21 protein-coding genes are annotated in these 19,714 nt (G+C 40.5%); 11 read left to right on the top strand and 10 right to left on the bottom strand.

Annotation, left to right across the window (positions count from 1 at the left end):
* Window positions 1-3 precede the first annotated feature (3 nt).
* Together FKZ59_RS07090 and FKZ59_RS07085 are read right to left on the bottom strand one after the other, a co-directional pair.
* Window positions 4-720 carry a (Fe-S)-binding protein gene (locus FKZ59_RS07090; RefSeq protein WP_141602056.1) on the bottom strand — a complete coding sequence of 239 codons (717 nt, stop codon included), beginning with the start codon at window positions 718-720 and terminating at the stop codon, window positions 4-6.
* A 131-nt stretch (window positions 721-851) separates the two neighbouring features.
* Window positions 852-1,571 (bottom strand): FadR/GntR family transcriptional regulator, encoded by a 720-nt coding sequence (locus FKZ59_RS07085; RefSeq protein WP_141602055.1) that lies wholly within the window; start codon window positions 1,569-1,571, stop codon window positions 852-854.
* 226 nt (window positions 1,572-1,797) lie between these two features.
* Between FKZ59_RS07085 and FKZ59_RS07080 the strand changes: the two genes are divergently transcribed.
* The 5 genes from FKZ59_RS07080 (at window position 1,798) to FKZ59_RS07060 (ending at window position 8,757) form a co-directional block, all read left to right on the top strand.
* Complete coding sequence (locus tag FKZ59_RS07080) at window positions 1,798-3,465, top strand: L-lactate permease (RefSeq protein ID WP_141602054.1); 1,668 nt, start codon at window positions 1,798-1,800, stop codon at window positions 3,463-3,465.
* Window positions 3,466-3,536: 71 nt separating this feature from the next.
* On the top strand, window positions 3,537-6,965 hold the full coding sequence (gene pyc, locus FKZ59_RS07075; protein WP_141602053.1) for a pyruvate carboxylase: 3,429 nt from the start codon (window positions 3,537-3,539) through the stop codon (window positions 6,963-6,965).
* 161 nt (window positions 6,966-7,126) lie between these two features.
* Window positions 7,127-7,450: a DUF378 domain-containing protein gene (locus tag FKZ59_RS07070; RefSeq protein ID WP_141602052.1), complete on the top strand. Its 324-nt coding sequence runs from the start codon at window positions 7,127-7,129 to the stop codon at window positions 7,448-7,450.
* A gap of 140 nt (window positions 7,451-7,590) precedes the next feature.
* Window positions 7,591-7,797, top strand: a complete 207-nt coding sequence (locus FKZ59_RS07065; protein ID WP_141602051.1) for a YuzF family protein — start codon at window positions 7,591-7,593, stop codon at window positions 7,795-7,797.
* Window positions 7,798-7,866: 69 nt separating this feature from the next.
* The gene (locus FKZ59_RS07060; RefSeq protein WP_141602050.1) at window positions 7,867-8,757 is read left to right on the top strand and encodes a manganese catalase family protein; all 891 of its coding nucleotides are present in this window, start codon (window positions 7,867-7,869) and stop codon (window positions 8,755-8,757) included.
* A gap of 180 nt (window positions 8,758-8,937) precedes the next feature.
* Here FKZ59_RS07060 and FKZ59_RS07055 read toward each other — a convergent pair whose 3' ends face one another.
* The 3 genes from FKZ59_RS07055 to FKZ59_RS07045 form a co-directional block, all read right to left on the bottom strand.
* Complete coding sequence (locus tag FKZ59_RS07055) at window positions 8,938-9,324, bottom strand: cytochrome-c oxidase (protein WP_141602049.1); 387 nt, start codon at window positions 9,322-9,324, stop codon at window positions 8,938-8,940.
* Window positions 9,325-9,560: 236 nt separating this feature from the next.
* Window positions 9,561-9,866, bottom strand: a complete 306-nt coding sequence (locus FKZ59_RS07050) for an AzlD domain-containing protein (protein WP_141602048.1) — start codon at window positions 9,864-9,866, stop codon at window positions 9,561-9,563.
* Window positions 9,863-10,573, bottom strand: coding sequence for an AzlC family ABC transporter permease (locus FKZ59_RS07045; protein ID WP_141602047.1), 711 nt, complete (start codon window positions 10,571-10,573; stop codon window positions 9,863-9,865). Before FKZ59_RS07045 ends, FKZ59_RS07050 begins: the two co-directional genes overlap by 4 nt.
* 297 nt (window positions 10,574-10,870) lie before the next feature.
* On the opposite strand from FKZ59_RS07045, the gene FKZ59_RS07040 reads away from it, so the two are divergent.
* Window positions 10,871-11,371: an LURP-one-related/scramblase family protein gene (locus FKZ59_RS07040; RefSeq protein WP_141602046.1), complete on the top strand. Its 501-nt coding sequence runs from the start codon at window positions 10,871-10,873 to the stop codon at window positions 11,369-11,371.
* Between the two features lie 56 nt (window positions 11,372-11,427).
* On the opposite strand, the gene FKZ59_RS07035 is transcribed toward FKZ59_RS07040, so the two are convergent.
* The 3 genes from FKZ59_RS07035 to ahpC form a co-directional block, all read right to left on the bottom strand.
* On the bottom strand, window positions 11,428-11,754 hold the full coding sequence (locus FKZ59_RS07035) for a winged helix-turn-helix transcriptional regulator (protein WP_141602045.1): 327 nt from the start codon (window positions 11,752-11,754) through the stop codon (window positions 11,428-11,430).
* A 249-nt stretch (window positions 11,755-12,003) separates the two neighbouring features.
* Entirely contained in the window at window positions 12,004-13,536 is a 1,533-nt protein-coding gene (gene ahpF, locus FKZ59_RS07030) for an alkyl hydroperoxide reductase subunit F (RefSeq protein WP_141602044.1), read from the bottom strand.
* A gap of 14 nt (window positions 13,537-13,550) precedes the next feature.
* Window positions 13,551-14,114: an alkyl hydroperoxide reductase subunit C gene (gene ahpC / locus FKZ59_RS07025; protein WP_141602043.1), complete on the bottom strand. Its 564-nt coding sequence runs from the start codon at window positions 14,112-14,114 to the stop codon at window positions 13,551-13,553.
* A 294-nt stretch (window positions 14,115-14,408) separates the two neighbouring features.
* Between ahpC and FKZ59_RS07020 the strand changes: the two genes are divergently transcribed.
* From FKZ59_RS07020 to FKZ59_RS07000, 5 genes are all read left to right on the top strand, one after another.
* Entirely contained in the window at window positions 14,409-15,035 is a 627-nt protein-coding gene (locus FKZ59_RS07020; RefSeq protein ID WP_141602042.1) for an NUDIX hydrolase, read from the top strand.
* A 355-nt stretch (window positions 15,036-15,390) separates the two neighbouring features.
* Window positions 15,391-16,911, top strand: a complete 1,521-nt coding sequence (locus tag FKZ59_RS07015; RefSeq protein WP_141602041.1) for a malate:quinone oxidoreductase — start codon at window positions 15,391-15,393, stop codon at window positions 16,909-16,911.
* Between the two features lie 105 nt (window positions 16,912-17,016).
* Window positions 17,017-17,739, top strand: coding sequence for a DNA/RNA nuclease SfsA (gene sfsA, locus FKZ59_RS07010; protein WP_141602040.1), 723 nt, complete (start codon window positions 17,017-17,019; stop codon window positions 17,737-17,739).
* Window positions 17,740-17,904: 165 nt separating this feature from the next.
* Window positions 17,905-18,111 (top strand): DUF1540 domain-containing protein, encoded by a 207-nt coding sequence (locus FKZ59_RS07005; RefSeq protein ID WP_141602039.1) that lies wholly within the window; start codon window positions 17,905-17,907, stop codon window positions 18,109-18,111.
* A 56-nt stretch (window positions 18,112-18,167) separates the two neighbouring features.
* Window positions 18,168-18,962 (top strand): nucleotidyltransferase domain-containing protein, encoded by a 795-nt coding sequence (locus FKZ59_RS07000; RefSeq protein ID WP_141602038.1) that lies wholly within the window; start codon window positions 18,168-18,170, stop codon window positions 18,960-18,962.
* On the opposite strand, the gene FKZ59_RS06995 is transcribed toward FKZ59_RS07000, so the two are convergent.
* Together FKZ59_RS06995 and FKZ59_RS06990 are read right to left on the bottom strand one after the other, a co-directional pair.
* The gene (locus tag FKZ59_RS06995) at window positions 18,954-19,301 is read right to left on the bottom strand and encodes a DUF5658 family protein (protein WP_220125034.1); all 348 of its coding nucleotides are present in this window, start codon (window positions 19,299-19,301) and stop codon (window positions 18,954-18,956) included. The two genes, FKZ59_RS07000 and FKZ59_RS06995, sit on opposite strands and share 9 nt — an antisense overlap.
* 107 nt (window positions 19,302-19,408) lie before the next feature.
* Window positions 19,409-19,576: a YfhD family protein gene (locus FKZ59_RS06990; protein ID WP_141602036.1), complete on the bottom strand. Its 168-nt coding sequence runs from the start codon at window positions 19,574-19,576 to the stop codon at window positions 19,409-19,411.
* Window positions 19,577-19,714 lie beyond the last annotated feature (138 nt).

Raw genomic sequence — 19,714 nt, 5'->3', positions numbered from 1 at the left:
CCCTCAGCGACTATTTAATACTTCTGCAATATGCATGACGCGAATCGGTTTTCCAGTGCGGCTGATTCGCCCTCCGATATTCATGAGGCAACCGGCATCCGCACCAACTAAAATATCCGCTCCTGTTTCTTCGATATTTCGCACTTTTTCATCCACCATTTCTCCGGAAATATTCCCCATTTTCACAGAGAATGTACCGCCAAATCCACAGCAGCGTTCTTTTCCTAGAAGTTCAACATATTCCAGCCCTTCAACATTTTTGAGTAATCGGATGGGTGCATCTTTGACTCCTAAAAGTCTCGTCATATGGCATGATGTATGATAAGTGGCTTTGCCTTTTAATCGGGCTCCGACATTTTCAATTTTTAAAACGTTTACAATAAAGTCGGTCAATTCAAAGGTTTTATCTGCTAAACATTGAGCCTTTTGTTCCCATTCCGGATCCCCTTTAAAAATATGCGGATATTCTTTGAACATATATGCGCAGGAACCGGATGGCGTTACAACATATTCCGCATGTTCAAATGCTTTAATCATATTTTTCATTGAACCTTTTGACTCTACTACATACCCGCTGTTATAAGCCGGCTGTCCGCAGCAAACTTGTGATGTTGGGAAATCGATTTCACAACCAAGCCGTTCAAGAAGTTCCACAGTCGCCTTTCCTACATTTCCTTGAAACATATCGACAAGGCATGTCACAAATAATGAGACTTTCATTATGAATCCCTCCAAATCAACAGGTCATCAGATGACTAAAATGCTATCATATTTTTTTAAATTCTACTATAATTTTTTGATAATACAAAACATAAAAAGGGCAGAAGTCGGATAAACTTCTGCACTTTGCCTTATTCTGCCATATCGAAATATTTCATTAAAATTTTTTCTACGTTATTCAAATGGGAATACATGGCCAGTTCTGCAAGTTCAGGATTTTGCTGTTTGATAGCCAAAAAAATCTGCATATGTTCATCATAAAGTTGTTCGAGGGTGGTCTGTTTCGAAAACAGCCAAATTCTCCTTGTTTCCCTCATCAATTCAATCGTGAGGCCGGATACCTGGTTTAATAAATTCGGCAATAGTGGATTATGGGAAGCATTTGCGATAGCCATATGGAATTCAAAATCCACCTTTTCACCAAGTTCTTCATCCCCTTGCACTTCTTTCATTTTCTCGAGAATCCCCTCTAAGATCTCAATATCTTCTTTTGTTCTGTTTTTTGCGGCGCTTCTAGCAGTGCCGACTTCGATGATTTTTCTTAATTCCAGCAAATGGGGAACGTTTTCTTTATGGTTAAGGATGGCAGTGGACAGTGGAAAGTCCAGCTTTTGTTTGGGAAAATCTTTTACAAAAGTGCCGGATCCCTGCTTCACTTCAATGAGCCCCATTGCTTTCAAAGCGGCCAATGCTTCACGGACAGCGGATCTGCTTACCTGTAATTGCTCCGCCAAATATTCGACAGAATCTAATCGATCGCCCGGTTTTAATTCGCCGGAACGGATTTTTTCATAAAGTATTTCGCAAACTTCTTCATAAATTTTTTTTGTTTTCACTTTTGCAAGTTTCAAATGGTCCACCTCGTTCGTTGTGTGAAATCCACGGATTATTATGTTCATTATACATAAAGAACATAGAAAAATCTCCACTATTACAAAGACTTTGCAAAGCGCAGAAAAAATTGTCGTTTAAGTAAAATAACATTGAATTTTATAAAAATTCAATTTATAATCTACGTCATAAGGTCATCAGATGATTTGATGAGGGATAATATAAACAAGTATTGGGGGAAAAAGAATGACATTTACACAAAATTTTACAGCCGTCGGTAACAGTTTAGGATGGACAGCACTAGTTGCAACTATTCCAATTTTATATTTTTTTTGGGCTCTTGCGATCAAAAAAATGAAAGGTTATATGGCGGGGCTGACCACTCTGATGATAGCCGTTGCTATTGCGGTCATAGCATTTAAAGTGCCAGTGACTACAGCGATGGCTTCTGCATCACAAGGCGCTGTATACGGAATTATTCCGATTGGTTGGATCATTATTACATCGGTATTTTTATATAACTTGACTGTAAAAACAGGACATTTTAATGTGATTCGTTCGTCGGTGTTATCAATTACAGCGGACAGGCGTATTCAGGCAATTTTGATAGCGTTTTCTTTTGGAGCGTTTTTGGAAGGCGCGGCAGGATTTGGCGCTCCCGTTGCAATCACTGCAGCGTTGCTTGTTGGGTTGGGATTTAAACCATTGCAGGCGGCGGGTCTCTGTTTAATTGCGAATACAGCTCCGGTGGCATTTGGCGCAATCGGGGTGCCGATTACGGTAATGGAAGGGATCACAGGAATCCCTGCTTTGGAAATATCGAAGATGGTTGGCCGACAATTGCCGCTCATCGCTGTATTTATTCCATTTGTATTAGTTGTCATTATGGTCGGTTTTAAAAGGGCTTTGGAAGTATTACCGGCCATTTTGATATCAGGAATTTCATTCGCGGTGGCACAATATTTGAGTTCCAACTATTTAGGTGCGGAATTGCCGGATATCGTTTCATCACTGGTTTCATTGATCGCTTTGACGATTTTCTTGCGCTTCTGGCAGCCAAAAAAAATTTATCGTTTTGAAACGGATCGCCAAGTGGAGGATACAAAAAATCATTATTCTGGTGGACAAATTTTAAGAGCCTGGTCTCCGTTTATTGTACTAACGCTATTTATCTCTGCTTGGGGAATTCCGTCTTTCAAAAAGGTGTTATTAGGTACATATGAAGGGGGGAACGCATTTTTAACGATTGTCAATAAAGTTGGGAGTGCGTTCACGTTCTATCCGGAAGTTCCGTTTTTACACAATGTCGTCATTGATGGTTCGACCGGCAAGGAAATTGCGGCGGTTTATAAATTTGAGTTATTAGGTGCCGCGGGGACAGCCATTTTACTTGCCGCAATCATTTCCAAATTTCTATTAAAAGTTTCCTGGGGAAAATGGGGAAAAACCTTCGTGGAAACCATCAATGAAATAAAATTCCCATTGCTTACGATTTGCTGTGTAGTCGGTTATGCATATGTGGCAAATACAGCCGGAATGATGACGACTTTGGGATTAGTGTTAGCAAAAACGGGAGACTTGTTCCCGTTCTTCTCGCCGGTACTTGGTTGGATTGGTGTATTTGTAACAGGTTCCGACACTTCTTCAAACGTACTGTTTGCCAAACTGCAACAAGTAACCGCCGATTCGATTGGAATGGATCCGGTTCTTGCGTTGGCAGCCAATACCTCGGGCGGGGTTACAGGAAAAATGATTTCGCCGCAAACATTGGCTGTAGCCGCAGCGGCGGTTGGATTGATAGGAAGAGAATCGGAGCTATTAAAATTCGCTTTAAAATACAGTTTAATCCTTCTCCTAAGCGTTTGTATCATTACATTTTTACAAAGCACCGTACTCACATGGATGATTCCGTAAGTTCTGAAATCCTGACAGTATAGTCTGAAAAGATATTGATGCTTGCAATTTGAAGAAATGGGGGAGAACTTATGAAAAAAATAGAGAAAATTTTGGTGGCAAACCGAGGTGAAATTGCCATCCGCATTTTTCGCGCATGTACCGAATTGAAGATCAAAACGGTCGCCATTTATTCCTATGAAGATAGTGGTGCCATCCATCGTTTTAAAGCGGATGAATCTTATTTGGTGGGCAAAGGAAAAAAACCGATTGATGCTTATTTAGATATCGAAGGGATTTTAAGAATAGCTAAAGAAGCGGATGTGGATGCAATTCACCCGGGATATGGCTTTTTATCGGAAAATGTAGAGTTTGCTCGCCGTTGCGAAGAAGAAGGGATCATCTTCATTGGCCCAAAATCAAAACATTTAAGCATGTTTGGAGATAAAGTAAAGGCTCGCGAACAAGCCATCGCTGCAGGAATTCCCGTCATTCCGGGCACAGATGGGCCGGTGAAAAGTTTGGAAGAAGTTGAACAGTTTGCGGATACATACGGCTATCCAATCATGATTAAAGCGGCTCTTGGTGGTGGAGGCAGGGGAATGCGCCTTGTGGAAAAGGCAAGCGATTTAAAAGAGGCTTATGAACGGGCCAAATCCGAAGCAAAAGCGGCCTTTGGTTCCGATGAGGTTTACGTGGAAAAAGCCATTGTGAAACCAAAACATATAGAGGTTCAAATTCTAGGCGACATAGAGGGCAATATCGTGCATTTATATGAACGGGATTGCTCGATCCAACGCCGCCATCAAAAAGTGGTGGAGATTGCGCCGTCCATATCCCTTTCAGAAGATTTGCGCCGCCGCATTTGCGAAGCGGCCGTGAAATTGATGAAAAACGTGGGGTATGTGAGTGCGGGAACAGTGGAGTTTTTAGTAACCGGCGGCGATTTTTACTTTATTGAGGTAAACCCGCGCATTCAAGTGGAACATACCATTACGGAAATGATTACAGGGATTGATATTGTTCAGGCACAAATCAAAATTGCGGAAGGTCATGGGCTACATAGTAAAGCAATTCAGATTCCTGAGCAAGAAAAGATTCCTTTATTTGGATATGCCATTCAATCACGGATTACAACAGAAGATCCGAAAAACCATTTTATGCCGGATACAGGAAAAATTATAGTGTATCGATCATCCGGTGGTTTCGGTGTCCGTTTAGATGCAGGGAACGGTTTCCAAGGCGCGGTTGTTACTCCTCACTATGATTCATTGCTTGTGAAACTATCTACTTGGGGAAGAACTTTTGAAGAAGCAGCACAGAAAATGGATCGCAATTTGCGGGAGTTCCGTATTCGAGGTGTGAAAACCAATATTCCGTTTTTAGAAAATGTTGTAAACCATGAGAAATTTCTAACCGGCCAATTTGATACAAGCTTTATTGATACAACACCTGAATTATTTGAATTCAAAGGGCGGAAAGACCGGGCAACCAAACTGTTAAGCTATATCGGAAATGTTACATTGAACGGCTTCCCGGGAATCGAAAAACGGCCAAAACCAATCTTCGTTCAGCCCAATATTCCGACTGTACCTGAAAAAAAGGTATCCGGAACAAAACAAATTTTGGATGAACAAGGAGTGGATGGACTGATCCAATGGATTAAAGCCCAGGATGATGTATTGCTTACTGATACAACATTCCGGGATGCCCACCAATCGCTCCTTGCCACACGCGTCCGTTCAAAAGATATGTTTGAAATTGCCCATGCCACAAGCCAATTGATGAACGATTTCTTCTCCCTTGAAATGTGGGGGGGTGCAACTTTCGATGTTGCGTATCGCTTTTTAAAAGAAGACCCTTGGGATCGGTTGGAAAGATTGCGCAAAAAAATTCCGAATATCCTATTCCAAATGTTATTTAGAGGAAGCAATGCGGTAGGGTATTCCAACTATCCGGATAACGTCATCCGCGAATTTATTAAATTATCCGCTCAGTCCGGTATTGATGTATTCCGCATTTTCGATTCATTGAACTGGGTAAAAGCGATGGAAGTGGCCATCGATGAAGTTCGCCTCAATGGAAAAGTGGCAGAAGCGGCTATTTGCTATACGGGCGATATTTTAGATGATGGAAGAGCAAAATATACGGTGCAATATTACAAGGAAATGGCCAAACAATTAGAACAAGCCGGCGCGCACATTTTAGCCATTAAAGATATGGCAGGTCTGCTCAAACCAAATGCCGCTTACCGTTTAATTTCCGAATTGAAGGAAACAACCGATTTGCCAATTCATCTTCATACCCATGATACAAGCGGAAATGGTATTTTCGTTTATGCGAAAGCCATTGAAGCCGGAGTTGATATCATTGATACGGCATTAGGTTCCATGGCCGGTTTAACTTCCCAGCCAAGCGCCAATTCGCTTTACTATGCTTTAAGCGGCGAAAAACGGCAAGTCAAAGCGGATATTGAATCCCTTGAAAAACTGTCATACTATTGGGCGGATGTGCGCAAATATTATGTGGATTTCGAAAGCGGTATGAATGCCCCTCATTCAGAAGTGTATGTACATGAAATGCCTGGCGGACAATACAGCAACTTGCAGCAACAAGCAAAAGCTGTTGGGCTTGGAGATCGATGGGAGCAAGTGAAGAAAATGTATTCCCGCGTCAATTTAATGTTTGGCGATATTGTAAAAGTAACGCCATCTTCAAAAGTTGTTGGCGATATGGCGCTTTTTATGGTGCAAAATGATTTAGATGAAGAAAATATTTTTGAGCGCGGGAAAACGCTTGACTTCCCAGATTCCGTCATAGAATTTTTCCAAGGTTATCTGGGACAGCCTTATGGCGGATTCCCAGAAAAATTGCAAAAGCTCATACTAAAAGATCGCAAGCCAATTAAAGTGCGTCCCGGTGAACTGCTTGAGCCGGTTGATTTTAGTAAACTTGCTGTTGAGCTGGAAGAAAAAGTTGGATTCAAACCGACTGAGAAAGATTTAATCGCCTATGCACTGTATCCAAAAGTATTTGAAGAATACGCAAAAGTGCGTGACCAATATGGTGACATTTCTGTATTGGATACGCCGACATTCCTATACGGTTTACGCCTGGGCGAAGAAATTGAAGTAGAAATTGAAAAAGGAAAAACATTGATTATTAAATTAGTGTCCATTGGGGAGCCGCAACATGATGGTACACGGGTGATTTACTTTGAAATTAATGGCCAACCTCGGGAAATTATCGTACAAGATATGACGGTGGAGGTAAAGGGTAATAAAGCCATCAAAGCGGATCCATCCAATCCAAATCAAATCGGTGCAACGATGCCGGGTACCATACTGAAAGTGGTAGTATCTAAAGGCAGTCCTGTCAAACGGGGCGACCATTTATTGATTACAGAAGCCATGAAGATGGAGACAACTGTGCAAGCGCCAAAAGACGGTGTGGTAAAAGAAATTTACGTCAAAGAGGGAGATTCCATTTCTACAGGCGACCTATTAATTGAAATTGAATAATCAACAATAAAAAGAAGATGATTTAAGTCAGCAAGGATGTCGACTTGCTGGCTCATAAAGTTTATGGAATAATTTGGAATTTGGAAAATTGAAAAAATCCCAATATTGTTGCATGAAATCCTCCTTTAATAGAAAAGATAAAAATGTAAGGAGGTATGGTAATGAAAGTTTTGCAAAGAATTGCTCTGGTACTGGCCATTATCGGAGCTATCAATTGGGGACTCATTGGATTTTTTAATTTTGATTTAGTTGCCACTTTATTTGGAGGGCAAGATTCCGTTGTCTCACGCATTATCTATGGCTTGGTAGGCTTGAGCGGATTATTTTGCTTAACGCTCTTGTTTGAGCCTTGGGATGAATTGAATCGGCAAGAGACAACGAGTTCCGGCAGCCAGCCAAAACAAAATCAGATAAACTACAGAACAGAATTTGGCGAAGAGGAAGATCTCTCTTCCTTAAAGCGATCTAAAGAGAATGAACAATAAATTGCCTCGGTGCAGTACTTTGCAAGGAAAATTGCAGAGTACTGCACTATTTTTGTAAGCATCCAAAAACATAGACAACGGCACATTTTTCGCCGACATTGCATATATTGCAATGGACTTGTAAAAAGGGGTGTTGAAAGATGAATGGAAACTGGAAGCTCAGTGATCCGTATGTCTATGAAACTTTGAAAGGACTTCAAAATCAATCTATTGCTGTTCAAACCATTCGTGGCAGTTTAAGGGGAGTTTTAAAAACGGTTATGCCGGATCATATTGTCGTGCAAATGGGCGGATCGCCATTTTATGTAAGAACAGAGCAAATTATCTGGATTCAGCCAATCAAATAGGCATAATGCAAGCTTCGTCCGGCATATGATACAAATGGTTAAAATCTAAGGATGGAGGCAAATCCATTAATGTTTAAACGTGTGAACAAAATTCTCGTTGAATTGCCGATTCCGGAACACGGCGATATGAATGCGGCAGCGGCTGTGCAAGAACTGCTTGGCGGAAAATATGGTGAAATGTCCACGTTAAATAATTATATGTTCCAATCCTTTAATTTCCGGGGCAAAAAGAAGCTCAAACCCTTTCATGATTTAGTAGCAAGTATTACGGCAGAAGAATTTGGCCATGTTGAATTAGTATCGACAGCCATCAATCTTCTCTCCACAGGAAATACTGTTCCATCAGGACCTGACACAGCCCCGCTTCAAAACGGAAAAGATGCCCGTTATTCCCTCCACTTTACGTCAACCGCTCAAACCGCTTATCCAGGAGATTCAATGGGAAGACCATGGACCGGTGAATTTGTTACAAACACAGGCAACCTCGTAGCAGATCTTCTTTTCAATTTTATGTTGGAAATTGGTGCAAGAACCCACAAAATGCGGGTGTATGAGATGACAACCCACCCGACGGCGTTGACAATGATCGGCTATTTGCTCGTCCGGGGAGGCACGCACATTATTGCTTATGCCAAAGCCATTGAAATGGCAACGGGCGTGGATGTGACGAAAATGCTCCCGGTTCCGAGCTTAGACAACAGCAAATTTGACTATGCAAAACCGTTTATCGAACAGGGTTTATTTAATGTGTTGTATACATGGGGCGAGGAGGATTATCGGGATATCAACCAAATTTGGAAAGGGAAAAATCCTGAAACGGGTGAACAGTTAAAAGTGATTCACGGAACTCCTGAAGGCGCACCTGTCCCGGATCTTCCTGAGTTGCCGGAGGAATTTGCTCCTGGAATCGACAGGGACGATTATCAACGTATTTTAAAACGGCTTCAAAGCAATCTGTAGTGCTGCAAAAGAAAAGGCCGTTCCGCTCGGGGACGGCTTTTTTATGGAAATCGATGGCATTTTGAAACACTATAAAGATGGCTGATGAATGGTCCCATTGCACTAACAGGGAAAGCGGCTTAATATGAAAAAGGTATGCAAACATCATCCATTCGTTTGCATACCTTTCCACTTTATTTTTTACTTTGTACTAGAATCATTTATATATTGGAAGGCGTTGTATGCAAAGAAGAGTGTTCCCAAGAAGAAAGCTCCGCCGCCGATATACGTGAGAATATGTGCAGCATCAAGAAGATTGTCAACCTGAACTAAAAAGGCGCTGATAAGGAAAATAGGGATTCCTAAATTATGGAGCCAAAAATGTACTTTTCCTGTTGAGTTGACTGCTGCTTTTGGATAAACGCTATAAATAACTCCAAAAAGTGCCGTCGATGCAAATCCGACTAAGTTTACATGAGCATGTGCAGAATCCCACTGGAGATCCAATGTGTAGGACATGAACAAACCGACGAGAACCCCGATAATCAGATAAAGCGCAGCAAGCCGGATCCAAATGGCTCCTTTCATGAATACACCCCTTTGTTTGTTTTTCGCATGCCCTTTCTAACGATGTGCGAACCTTTTACTCGAAGCTTTTTATTCCCCCTTTATTTTTCCTTATTCCATAATAATGCGGAATGGCGCGAATTATGAATGAATAATGAGGATTTTTCTTTGGGGAATTTCCGGGGAAAAAATGTTAAGAAGTAATTGGGCGGTTAGTAAATTTATGAGGTTTTGGGGGAAGAGGGTTCCCCCATATCTTAATATAAAAACCATTCCGTGATGAATACGGCTCCACACGTAAGCAACGCCACCGTAACGACACTTCTTCCGGAATAAGCGGCGATTATGGCGACAATGAAACCGACGAGCGCAGACCAGGGAGAAGATGTGGAATCTAAAATGCCGGGAAAAATCATGACAGCCAATGTCACATAAGGGACATAGTGCAAAAAGGAACGGATATAAATATTTTTTATTTCCTTTCGCACAAGGGTTAATGGCAAAACACGAATGAAATATGTAACGAGAGCCATGATTAAAATATAACAAATTGTTTGATTCATGCCTCATCCTCCTTAAGGGGGAAGAAGAAGGCTGCGCACCCTGCAATGACTACGGTGAGGACAATGATTTTCACTGCAGATGAAATGTTTTTTAAAACAGGGATGATTGCAAAAAGAGAGCTGAACAGCATCGATACAACAATCATGCCGGCAATCGCTTTATTCTTTTTGGCAGGCGGAATAATCACTGCAAGAAGCATTCCATAAAGGGCAATGCTCAAAGCGCTCGTAATCCTTTCGGGAAAAATATTGCCCGAAGCCACCCCGAAAAGCGTCCCTAATGTCCAGCCTGGAACCGCCGCAGTCATCACTCCATACATAAAATACGGATTCAATTTTCCCGGCTGAGCAATCGAAACTCCAAAAATCTCGTCGGTAATCCCATAAGATAATAGTAATCGATGATAAATGGGTGTATCGGTTGGAATCTTTTGAGATAGCGAAAAGGACATTAAAAAATATCTGGAGTTAATGATGAGCTGTGCAAGGACGATTTCAATCAACGTTGCCATTGCCGTGATCATCGAAAGTCCGGCAAACTGGCCTGCGGAAGTTAAATTCGTTGCCGACATCAATACCGCTTCAAAGGGATTTAGTCCTGCCTTTTTACAAAGAATACCGAAGGAAAAAGAAACCGCAAAATAACCGAAGGCAACCGGGATGCCCGTTTTCACGCCTTTTTTCCATGCTGCTATATTTGTCTCCATCTCTTATCCTCCATTGCATTTCGTTAGCATTTCGTTAGCATTTTGTTAGAAAAGATTCTAACAAATGGATAACTATTAGTAAAACTAATGTTTATAATGGTTCCTGAGATGGTAATGTATAAAGCCTTCCGACAATTGGTGATGAAGAATGTGGATCCTCCGATTGCCCGTACGATTGCATCGACTATAATACATTGACTATAACTGGCCGATATTTTATCGATTTTATCATCCGAAAATTGTCTTAAGGGATGGTTGAGACTTTGTATGAGCTGATTTGAAAGGAATGAATCATTGATGAAACAGCTTTTTATCAAACAGAAGCTTCTTAGCCTCACTGATAAGTTTAAGGTGAGAGACGAGCATGGAAACGATGTGTATTATGTAGAGGGGAGTTTCTTAAAAATACCAAAAACCTTTACGATTTATAACATGCAAGGTCGGGAAGTGGCGGTTATTACAAAAAAAGTATTCGCCTTTTTGCCGAAGTTTACCGTTGTAATGGAAGGAAAACAGGTGATCACCATCAAAAAGGAATTCACTTTCTTCCGCTCCCGATATACCATTGACGCTGAAGGAATCGAAGTGCGCGGCAATTGGTGGGATATGACTTTCGAAGTGTTCCAAAATGGCGAAAAAATTGGCCAAGTAAGCAAAGAGTGGTTTACTTGGGGGGATAGTTACAAAGTAGAAATTTTAAATGAAGAAATGGAAACAATCATTATTGCGCTTGTTATTGCCATAGACTGTGTGAAAGATGATCAAAGTACCGCAGCCGCGGCCAGCACTTCCGTCTAAAAGGAATTTTCCGGAATGAAAAGACATTAGTAATTCTTTTACTAATGCCTTTTCATTTACGATTGAGTTGAATCGACGGAAATCCATTGTTGAGACCATTCTTCGATCGATTTCAATATCGGCTCCATTGCACGCCCTTTTTCAGTTAACGAATATTCGATCATGACTGGTGTGGCAGGAATGACTTTGCGGTCGATAATGTCCATCTGTTCCAATTCTTTTAACCGGTCGGATAACACTTTTCCGCTGATGCCGATTGCAGATTGAATTTCGCTGAAGCGTTTGGGTCCGGAAAGCAATTCATATATGACGAGAGCAGTCCATCTTTGGCTGATGATGGATACGGCTTTTTCAAACTTTGGACAAATCGCTGGCTGATTCATTTATGAAACACCTCTTTCACATGTATTCTATCAAAAAATTCTTGTTAATAACAAAACAAGTAATATAAATAAACTCCATTACTTAAAGTAACCAATATAAAATAAAAAAATAGTATTTTTAAAATTTCAATTTATATGTAAAATGTTATGTGAATTTATATAAAGCCTATATCATTTAGACAAGAAGTGCGGCTTCAAAAAATATTGGCCCCAAAAGATGAACTTCTTTTAGGGCCAAGTGTGCAATATTCAATTTCGAATGAGGTAGTCGAATGCGCTCAATGCGGCAATTGCGCCTGAGCCCATGGAAATGATGATTTGGTTGTATGGGCTGTCTGTGCAGTCTCCTGCCGCAAATACGCCAGGAATTGAAGTCGCACCTTTTTTGTCAACAATGATTTCGCCGATTTGGTTGAGTTCAAGCGTACCTCTCAACCATTCTGTATTCGGAACGAGGCCGATTTGAACGAATACACCGGCTAATTCAATGTGTTTTTCTTCCCCAGTTGCCCGGTCGACATAAGTAAGGCCATTTACTTTGTCCGTACCCGTGATTTCTTTTGTAGCTGCGTTTGTGATAACTGTCACATTTGGAAGCTTATTGAGACGTTCTTGCAAGATTTCGTCCGCTTTTAAGTGATCATTGAATTCAAGCAATGTGACATGGTTGACAATTCCGGCAAGATCGATTGCCGCTTCGACTCCGGAGTTGCCTCCTCCAATTACTGCAACATCTTTTCCGGCAAATAATGGTCCATCACAGTGAGGGCAGTATGCAACACCTTTATTTTTGAATTCTTGTTCGCCAGGAACGTTAATGTTGCGCCAGCGGGCACCTGTTGCAACGATGACAGTTTTACTTTTTAAAACGGCACCATTTTCAAGTTCTACTTCAATCATGCCATCTTTCTTTTCGAGGTGTTTTGCCCGTTGCAAATTCATGATATCAACAGGATATTCTTTGACATGTTCCTCAAGGGCTTTGGCAAGTTTCGGACCTTCCGTTTCTTTTACACTGATGAAGTTTTCAATTGTCAATGTATCAAGAATTTGGCCGCCGAAACGTTCTGCCACAATACCTGTACGGATTCCTTTGCGGGCTGCATAAATTGCTGCGCTGGCTCCCGCCGGACCACCGCCGATCACTAAAACATCAAACGGCTCTTTGTTCGACAGTTCTTCAACCGCAGCTCCTTGTCCAAGTTTGTCAAGAATTTCCTCAATCTGCATACGGCCGCTCGCAAAAGGTTCGCCATTCAAATAAACTGTTGGCACTGCCAAAATATTTTTGCTTTCAACCTCTTCTTTGTACACAGCACCGTCAATCATGGTATGCGTGATATTTGGATTTAGCACGCTCATGATATTAAGTGCCTGTACAACGTCCGGGCAGTTGTGGCAAGTAAGGCTGACATATGTTTCGAAGTGGTATTCTTCTTTGATGGATTTAATTTGATCAATGATTTTTTGGTCAACTTTTGGAGGACGGCCGCTTACTTGGAGCAAAGCCAATACTAATGAAGTGAATTCATGGCCCAACGGAACACCTGCAAACACGATGCCGGTATCTTCTCCGACACGGTTTACACTGAAGCTAGGTGTTCTTTTCAGTTCGGCTTTTTCGACTTTAATTTTTGGAGTCATGGATGCCAGCTCATCAATTAGAGCCAGCATCTCTTTGGAAACCTCGTCAGTACCTGCGCTTACTTTAATGACAATATCATTTTCAAGCAATTGCAAGTACTGGTTTAATTGGGCTTTTATATCTGCATCTAATGCCATGCTGAATCGTCTCCTTAAATTTTACCAACAAGGTCAAGGCTTGGTTTAAGAGTTTTACCAGTTTCTTTCCATTTCGCAGGGCATACTTCGCCAGGATTGTTGCGTACATATTGTGCAGCTCTGATTTTGTCGATGAGAGTGCTTGCATCGCGGCCAATGCCGTCAGCGTTAATTTCAACAGCTTGGATTACGCCGTCTGGGTCGATAATGAATGTACCGCGGTCAGCAACGCCTTCGCCTTCTCTTAATACTTCAAATTGTGTTGAAAGAACGTGTGCTGGGTCGCCGATCATTGTATAAGTGATTTTACTGATCGCTTCTGAAGTATCATGCCATGCTTTGTGTGTGAAGTGAGTGTCAGTTGAAACAGAATATACTTCAACGCCAAGTTCTTTTAATTTTGGATATTGTTCTTGAAGGTCTTCCAATTCTGTTGGGCAAACGAATGTGAAGTCTGCAGGATAGAAGCATACAACAGACCATTTACCTTTGAAATCTTCTTCCGTTACAGTAACGAATTCGCCGTTTCTGTAAGCTTGGCATGTGAAAGGTTGAACTTGTTTACCGATTAATGACATACTCTCTACCTCCAGTTTTATGTTTTATTTGTAATAATTATTACCTAGAACTTATTATCATATACATGCGGCCATTTGTCAAACGGAATAAGCAAAATAATTCAAGTATAGTCTTTATTTTTGACAAAAATATATACGCAAAAGAGGCAAATATAATAATATACATAATAGCTAAACATTTCCAATATCTATTTTAGAAGAAACAAAAAGGCAATACAAGAAACAAGCACCACCTCAAATTGCGGCCTATAATCACGTTGAAAACCTAGTGAATGGGGGAGAAAGGGAGATTTCATGTTTTTGGAACAATTAAAGAAAAAGCTGGGGGAACAACGATTTCGGTTTATCGGCGAAGAAGAAGCCTATCGTTCAGCCGTACTGTTGCCGATTGTTCAAGTCAATGGGGAATGGCACATTCTTTTTGAGGTCCGTTCATTCAGCTTGAGAAAGCAGCCCGGGGACATCAGCTTTCCGGGAGGCAGGGTCGATGAAACAGACGAATCCCCGTTAGAAGCGGCTTTGAGAGAAACCCATGAGGAATTGGGTATTGATCGGAGAAAGATTCATGTAATAGGCGAATTAAGTCCTCTCGTCACTTCTCCTTCTTTTGTTATTTATCCCTATGTTGCAGCGCTAAAGGATGACATTCTTCGTCTTCCTTATAATAAGGAAGAAGTGGAAGAGATTTTTACCGTCCCGATCAAGTGGCTTCTCAATTACGAGCCGTATTCTCATTTAGTAAAAATAAAATTTATTCCTCCAAAGGATTTTCCTTATGAAAAAATTGTGAACGGGAAGGAATACCAGTGGAGAATGAGAGAAATAGAAGAGTGGTTTTATGATTACCGGCAGTATACGATTTGGGGGTTAACTGCCAGAATTTTAAAATATTTTATTGAGATACTTAAAAAGGAAATGTGAAATAAGTAACTTAGTTCTTTTTACCATTCAGATGAAGGGAGGAATGTTATATTGACATAATTAAAACTGGAAATTTCCAAATATTTCGTTAATTAACAAACTTATATTTGCCTCAAATCAGTAAATAATATTTCTAAATTATTAAAGAAAGAATTTTCGTATTCAGGTAAATGTTGAACAAAAAATTTTGTCTGTTCATGCAGAATTTCACTTTCTGGAGCATAGATATAATATTTAAATCTCAAATTAAAAGTGTTATACTATAATAAGGTTAATATGCATGTCCAAAAAGGTGTTGACTTTTTTAAGTCTTCACACTTTTTGAAAAAATAGGGGAGATAAGGATGGTTATAAAATGAGTAGCAGTCAAACTAAAAAGAATGTCGTATTAATCGGTGCCGGAATCATGAGTGCAACTTTGGGAACGTTACTAAAAGAGCTTGCTCCGGACTGGGAGATCACGATTTACGAAAAATTGGATAAAGCAGGCGAAGAAAGTTCCAATGAATGGAACAATGCGGGTACAGGACACGCTGCATTGTGCGAACTCAACTACACAGTGGAAAAACCTGACGGCTCCATCGATATTTCCAAAGCGATCAACGTAAATGAACAGTTCCAAATCTCTAAACAATTCTGGGCTTACCTTGTAAAAAATAATTTGATCAAAGATCCTAAAGAATTTGTTATGCCATTGCCTCATTTGAGTTTCGTTACAGGGGAAAAAGATGTTGCCTTCTTGAAAAAACGCTTTGAAGCGCTTTCAAAATTACATCTGTTCGAAGGCATGGAGTTCACGGATGATCCGGAAAAATTAAAAGAATGGATTCCTTTGATGATGGAACAACGTGAAATTAAAGAGCCGATTGCAGCTACAAAAATTGATTCAGGTACGGACGTGAACTTCGGGGCATTAACGCGCATCTTAGTTCAGCATCTGCAAAACCAAGGCGTAAATGTATACTATAATCATATGGTAGAAGGGATTAAACGCACAAAAGACAACCGTTGGGAACTTAAAGTTCACGATTTAGATGGCATTAAGATGAAATATGTCACTGCTGACTTCGTCTTTATCGGTGCGGGCGGAGGAAGCTTGCATCTGCTTCAAGATACAGGAATCCCTGAAAGCAAGCACATTGGCGGCTTCCCTGTAAGCGGTCTATTCTTGGTATGCAAAAATCCTGAAGTGATTAAAAAGCATCATGCCAAAGTATATGGTAAAGCAAAAGTTGGAGCGCCTCCAATGTCTGTTCCGCATTTGGATACCCGTTATATTGATGGACAAAAATCTCTATTGTTCGGACCATTTGCGGGATTCTCGCCTAAGTTCTTGAAAACAGGTTCTTACATGGATTTATTTGCATCCATCAAGCCGAACAACATCGTTACATTGCTTGCTTGCGGTGCGAAAAATGTTCCGTTGACAAAATATTTAATCGGACAATTGCTGTTAACAAAAGAACAGCGCATCAACGAATTGCGCGAATTCGTTCCAACAGCAAAAAGCGAAGATTGGGAAATCATTATTGCCGGTCAACGTGTGCAAGTAATCAAAGATACTGAAACAGGCGGCAAAGGTACATTACAATTCGGTACGGAAGTAATCACTTCATCCGATGGTACAGTTGCAGCGTTGTTGGGTGCTTCACCAGGCGCTTCTACAGCAGTAAAAGTAATGCTTGATGTGATCAACCGCTGCTTCCCAGAAGAAATGAAAAAATGGGAAGGAAAAATTAAAGAAATGATTCCATCCTATGGCCAAAAATTGTTGGACAACCCTGATTTATTCAGAAAAGTTCAAGATTTCACAGATGAAATTTTAGGTTTAGGAAAAGAAAATATTCAAAAAGAATTGGAAACAATCCAATCATAAAACATGAATAGATGATGAAACATGTTTAGTACCAGATTCCATCAAGGAATTCTGGTACATTTTTTATTAGATTAACCTTGGAAAAGAATTTGGATGTGAAATTGAATGATCTACCATCATTTGAAAAAAGGGACATTTTCCCAACGATTAAACAGATTTGTAGCCGAAGTGTATTTGAACGGACAAAAAGAACGGGTTCATGTCAAAAACACAGGCCGTTTAAGGGAATTATTGCTGCAGGGGGCGGAGGTGATTTTGGAAGAAAGCCATCAACCAAATCGGAAAACGAAATATTCCCTGATTGCGGTAAAAAAAGATGGACGGTGGGTCAACATTGATTCCCAAGCACCCAATGCAGTGGCATATGAAGCGATTCGGGAAGGAAGAATTGCCGAATTGAAACAAATTCAATTATTGAAAAAAGAAGTGAAATATCATGATTCACGGTTTGATTTCTATTTTGAAACAAAAAGCGAGAAAGGATTTATTGAAGTAAAAGGCGTAACATTAGAAAAAAATGGGATTGCCCTCTTTCCGGATGCTCCCACATCGAGGGGCACAAAACATATATGGGAGCTGGTGAAAGCGGGGAAAGAAGGCTATAAAGGAATTTTGTTATTTATCATCCAAATGGAAGGCTGCAGATGCTTTGCTCCCAATCGCTATACAGACCCCGATTTTGCGGATGCATTGGTGCAAGCTTCAAGACACGGGGTGGAAATTTTGGCTTATGAAACAAAAGTGAGCAGCTGTGGCATGGATATTGGCCGAAAGATTCCCGTGGAGTTAACCAATCAACGGCATGGCAATCAAAAAAGCGATCATTGAAGGATATGGCGATTTCCTCCATAGTTTTTTTACTAAATACTCCGGTGTCAATAATTTACTTTCAACCTAGTAATTAAAGAAAATAAACGACTTGCAGAGTGTACAAAATACTTATTGAGAAAGGTCATGCCTTTTCTCATTTTATTTCAACGAAGGAGGATTGCTATGCCGAATGTAGAAGTCAATTGTACCGTCTCCAATTGTTATTTCCACAGGAAAGGGAATATTTGCGGCGCAGAGAAAATACTGATTGATACGGATTCAAAAGACCGGTCTTCCGAGTTTGGTTCAGAAATCGACTTCCGAGAAGTTGAGGAGAAAGCGAAAACTTCTGAAGAAACGTGCTGCAAGACGTTCAGACCGAAACGCTGAATTGATTTATGGGGACTCATCATATAGTCCCCATTTTTTTTAAGGAGTTGATTGATATGGAAGAGAAAATCCGCACAAAATTAAAAGAAATTGAACAAACTTATCAGGTAAAAGTGCTATTTGCGGTCGAATCCGGCAGCAGGGCATGGGGGCTTGCATCCAGAGAAAGTGATTACGATGTCAGGTTTGTTTATATACATCCTTTGGATTGGTATCTTTCCATCGACCCGCATCGGCGGGATGTCATTGAATTGCCGATCAGCGATCAATTGGATATAAGCGGTTGGGAAATCACGAAAGCATTGAGACTTTTCCGGAAAAGCAACCCTGCCATTTTAGAATGGATAAGAAGCAAGGCGGTATATGTGGAGCACGATCAATTTATTGCCAAATTACGGCGATTGGAAAAAGATGTTTTTCATCCAAAATCGGTGCTCTCCCATTACATACAAATTGCAAAAAAGAATTATGCATCCCTTCATGGTAAAGAGGCAAAACTGAAAAATTACCTATATGCTTTCCGTTCATTGCTGGCAAGTAAATGGATTGTGCAATTCAATGAAATTCCGCCGGTGGACTTTCGTGAATTGCTGGAACGTGTGAAGTTGGACAGCCAATTGGGCAACGAACTGGAACAATTAGCGGCCGCCAAAATTCACGGTGATGAGCGGAAAAGCATGCAGCCGGATCCGGTATTAAATGAATATATCCGGAAGGAGCTGGATTGGCTTAGCGATACGGTGAAGCTTATGTATGCCGGGAAGAAAGATCCGACTGCCAAATTAAATAAACTGTTTCGGGAAACACTAATAGACGTGTGGAAGGAAAATTTTGTTGCATACTTAAAATGATCCGGAGATGGATAACCAATAAATATGAAGACAAAAAACCCCGGCATAGAGGGCCGTTACACCAACCAAAGAATAAAGAAAAAACTTTTGAAAGAGGCTTTTGCTGCTGCAGTTGCCGCTTTTATAAACAAGATACGAAACGATCAAAATGAGCAGAGAAAGGGAAAGTTTAACTCCTATAAACAAGGCCGGGCTTATTTCGGCTATAAGCCGCATAACAGGATTAACTTCCTCGATATAATGGTTTGTTAATCCATAATTAGTAGCCAGTCCATCAAACATATTTAGAATGGCGATGATCAATCCAAAAACCATCAAACAACTGATACCCTTCATCATCCACTTCCTCAAACGTTTTTGATCAGTATATCCATTTTATGAAAAATTTAAAAAAAGTGGAATTCCCTTTCCTGTGTTTTGTTGAGAATTCCACAAAAAGCATGATATTATTTTTTTATTTTTGCTCTTCTTTTCAATACTAATTTTTCCAATTCTGAAAGTTCGCGTGAAAATTCTTCATTCACACGATGGGCTGGGATCATTTGTTGCTTCGGTGTCTGCGGAAAAGAGTGGGCATTCTTTGAATTTTTTTGGGGCTGGTTATCTCTTCCCATGGTATCCCTCCTTTTTGTCCAGGTAATTTTAATATGGGAAGATGCATCTTTTTTATCACAATCGGAACAGGATTAATTGCAGGAGGGAATGGAATAATATAATAAATAAAGTTTATTTTAATAAGACATGCTTGTTTT

The sequence above is a fragment of the Ureibacillus terrenus genome (assembly GCF_006569205.1).
Classification (GTDB): Bacteria; Bacillota; Bacilli; order Bacillales_A; family Planococcaceae; genus Ureibacillus; species Ureibacillus terrenus.
This window is presented reverse-complemented; position numbering and strand designations above follow the sequence as displayed.

Bases quoted from the DNA above. Each gene is read 5' to 3' on its own strand.
- FKZ59_RS07090 (WP_141602056.1), bottom strand. From the start codon at position 720: ATGAAAGTCTCATTATTTGTGACATGCCTTGTCGATATGTTTCAAGGA.
- FKZ59_RS07080 (WP_141602054.1), top strand. From the start codon at position 1,798: ATGACATTTACACAAAATTTTACAGCCGTCGGTAACAGTTTAGGATGG.
- pyc (WP_141602053.1), top strand. From the start codon at position 3,537: ATGAAAAAAATAGAGAAAATTTTGGTGGCAAACCGAGGTGAAATTGCC.
- FKZ59_RS07070 (WP_141602052.1), top strand. From the start codon at position 7,127: ATGAAAGTTTTGCAAAGAATTGCTCTGGTACTGGCCATTATCGGAGCT.
- FKZ59_RS07065 (WP_141602051.1), top strand. From the start codon at position 7,591: ATGAATGGAAACTGGAAGCTCAGTGATCCGTATGTCTATGAAACTTTG.
- FKZ59_RS07060 (WP_141602050.1), top strand. From the start codon at position 7,867: ATGTTTAAACGTGTGAACAAAATTCTCGTTGAATTGCCGATTCCGGAA.
- FKZ59_RS07055 (WP_141602049.1), bottom strand. From the start codon at position 9,324: ATGAAAGGAGCCATTTGGATCCGGCTTGCTGCGCTTTATCTGATTATC.
- FKZ59_RS07050 (WP_141602048.1), bottom strand. From the start codon at position 9,866: ATGAATCAAACAATTTGTTATATTTTAATCATGGCTCTCGTTACATAT.
- FKZ59_RS07045 (WP_141602047.1), bottom strand. From the start codon at position 10,573: ATGGAGACAAATATAGCAGCATGGAAAAAAGGCGTGAAAACGGGCATC.
- FKZ59_RS07040 (WP_141602046.1), top strand. From the start codon at position 10,871: ATGAAACAGCTTTTTATCAAACAGAAGCTTCTTAGCCTCACTGATAAG.
- FKZ59_RS07035 (WP_141602045.1), bottom strand. From the start codon at position 11,754: ATGAATCAGCCAGCGATTTGTCCAAAGTTTGAAAAAGCCGTATCCATC.
- ahpF (WP_141602044.1), bottom strand. From the start codon at position 13,536: ATGGCATTAGATGCAGATATAAAAGCCCAATTAAACCAGTACTTGCAA.
- ahpC (WP_141602043.1), bottom strand. From the start codon at position 14,114: ATGTCATTAATCGGTAAACAAGTTCAACCTTTCACATGCCAAGCTTAC.
- FKZ59_RS07020 (WP_141602042.1), top strand. From the start codon at position 14,409: ATGTTTTTGGAACAATTAAAGAAAAAGCTGGGGGAACAACGATTTCGG.
- FKZ59_RS07015 (WP_141602041.1), top strand. From the start codon at position 15,391: ATGAGTAGCAGTCAAACTAAAAAGAATGTCGTATTAATCGGTGCCGGA.
- sfsA (WP_141602040.1), top strand. From the start codon at position 17,017: ATGATCTACCATCATTTGAAAAAAGGGACATTTTCCCAACGATTAAAC.
- FKZ59_RS07005 (WP_141602039.1), top strand. From the start codon at position 17,905: ATGCCGAATGTAGAAGTCAATTGTACCGTCTCCAATTGTTATTTCCAC.
- FKZ59_RS07000 (WP_141602038.1), top strand. From the start codon at position 18,168: ATGGAAGAGAAAATCCGCACAAAATTAAAAGAAATTGAACAAACTTAT.
- FKZ59_RS06995 (WP_220125034.1), bottom strand. From the start codon at position 19,301: ATGATGAAGGGTATCAGTTGTTTGATGGTTTTTGGATTGATCATCGCC.
- FKZ59_RS06990 (WP_141602036.1), bottom strand. From the start codon at position 19,576: ATGGGAAGAGATAACCAGCCCCAAAAAAATTCAAAGAATGCCCACTCT.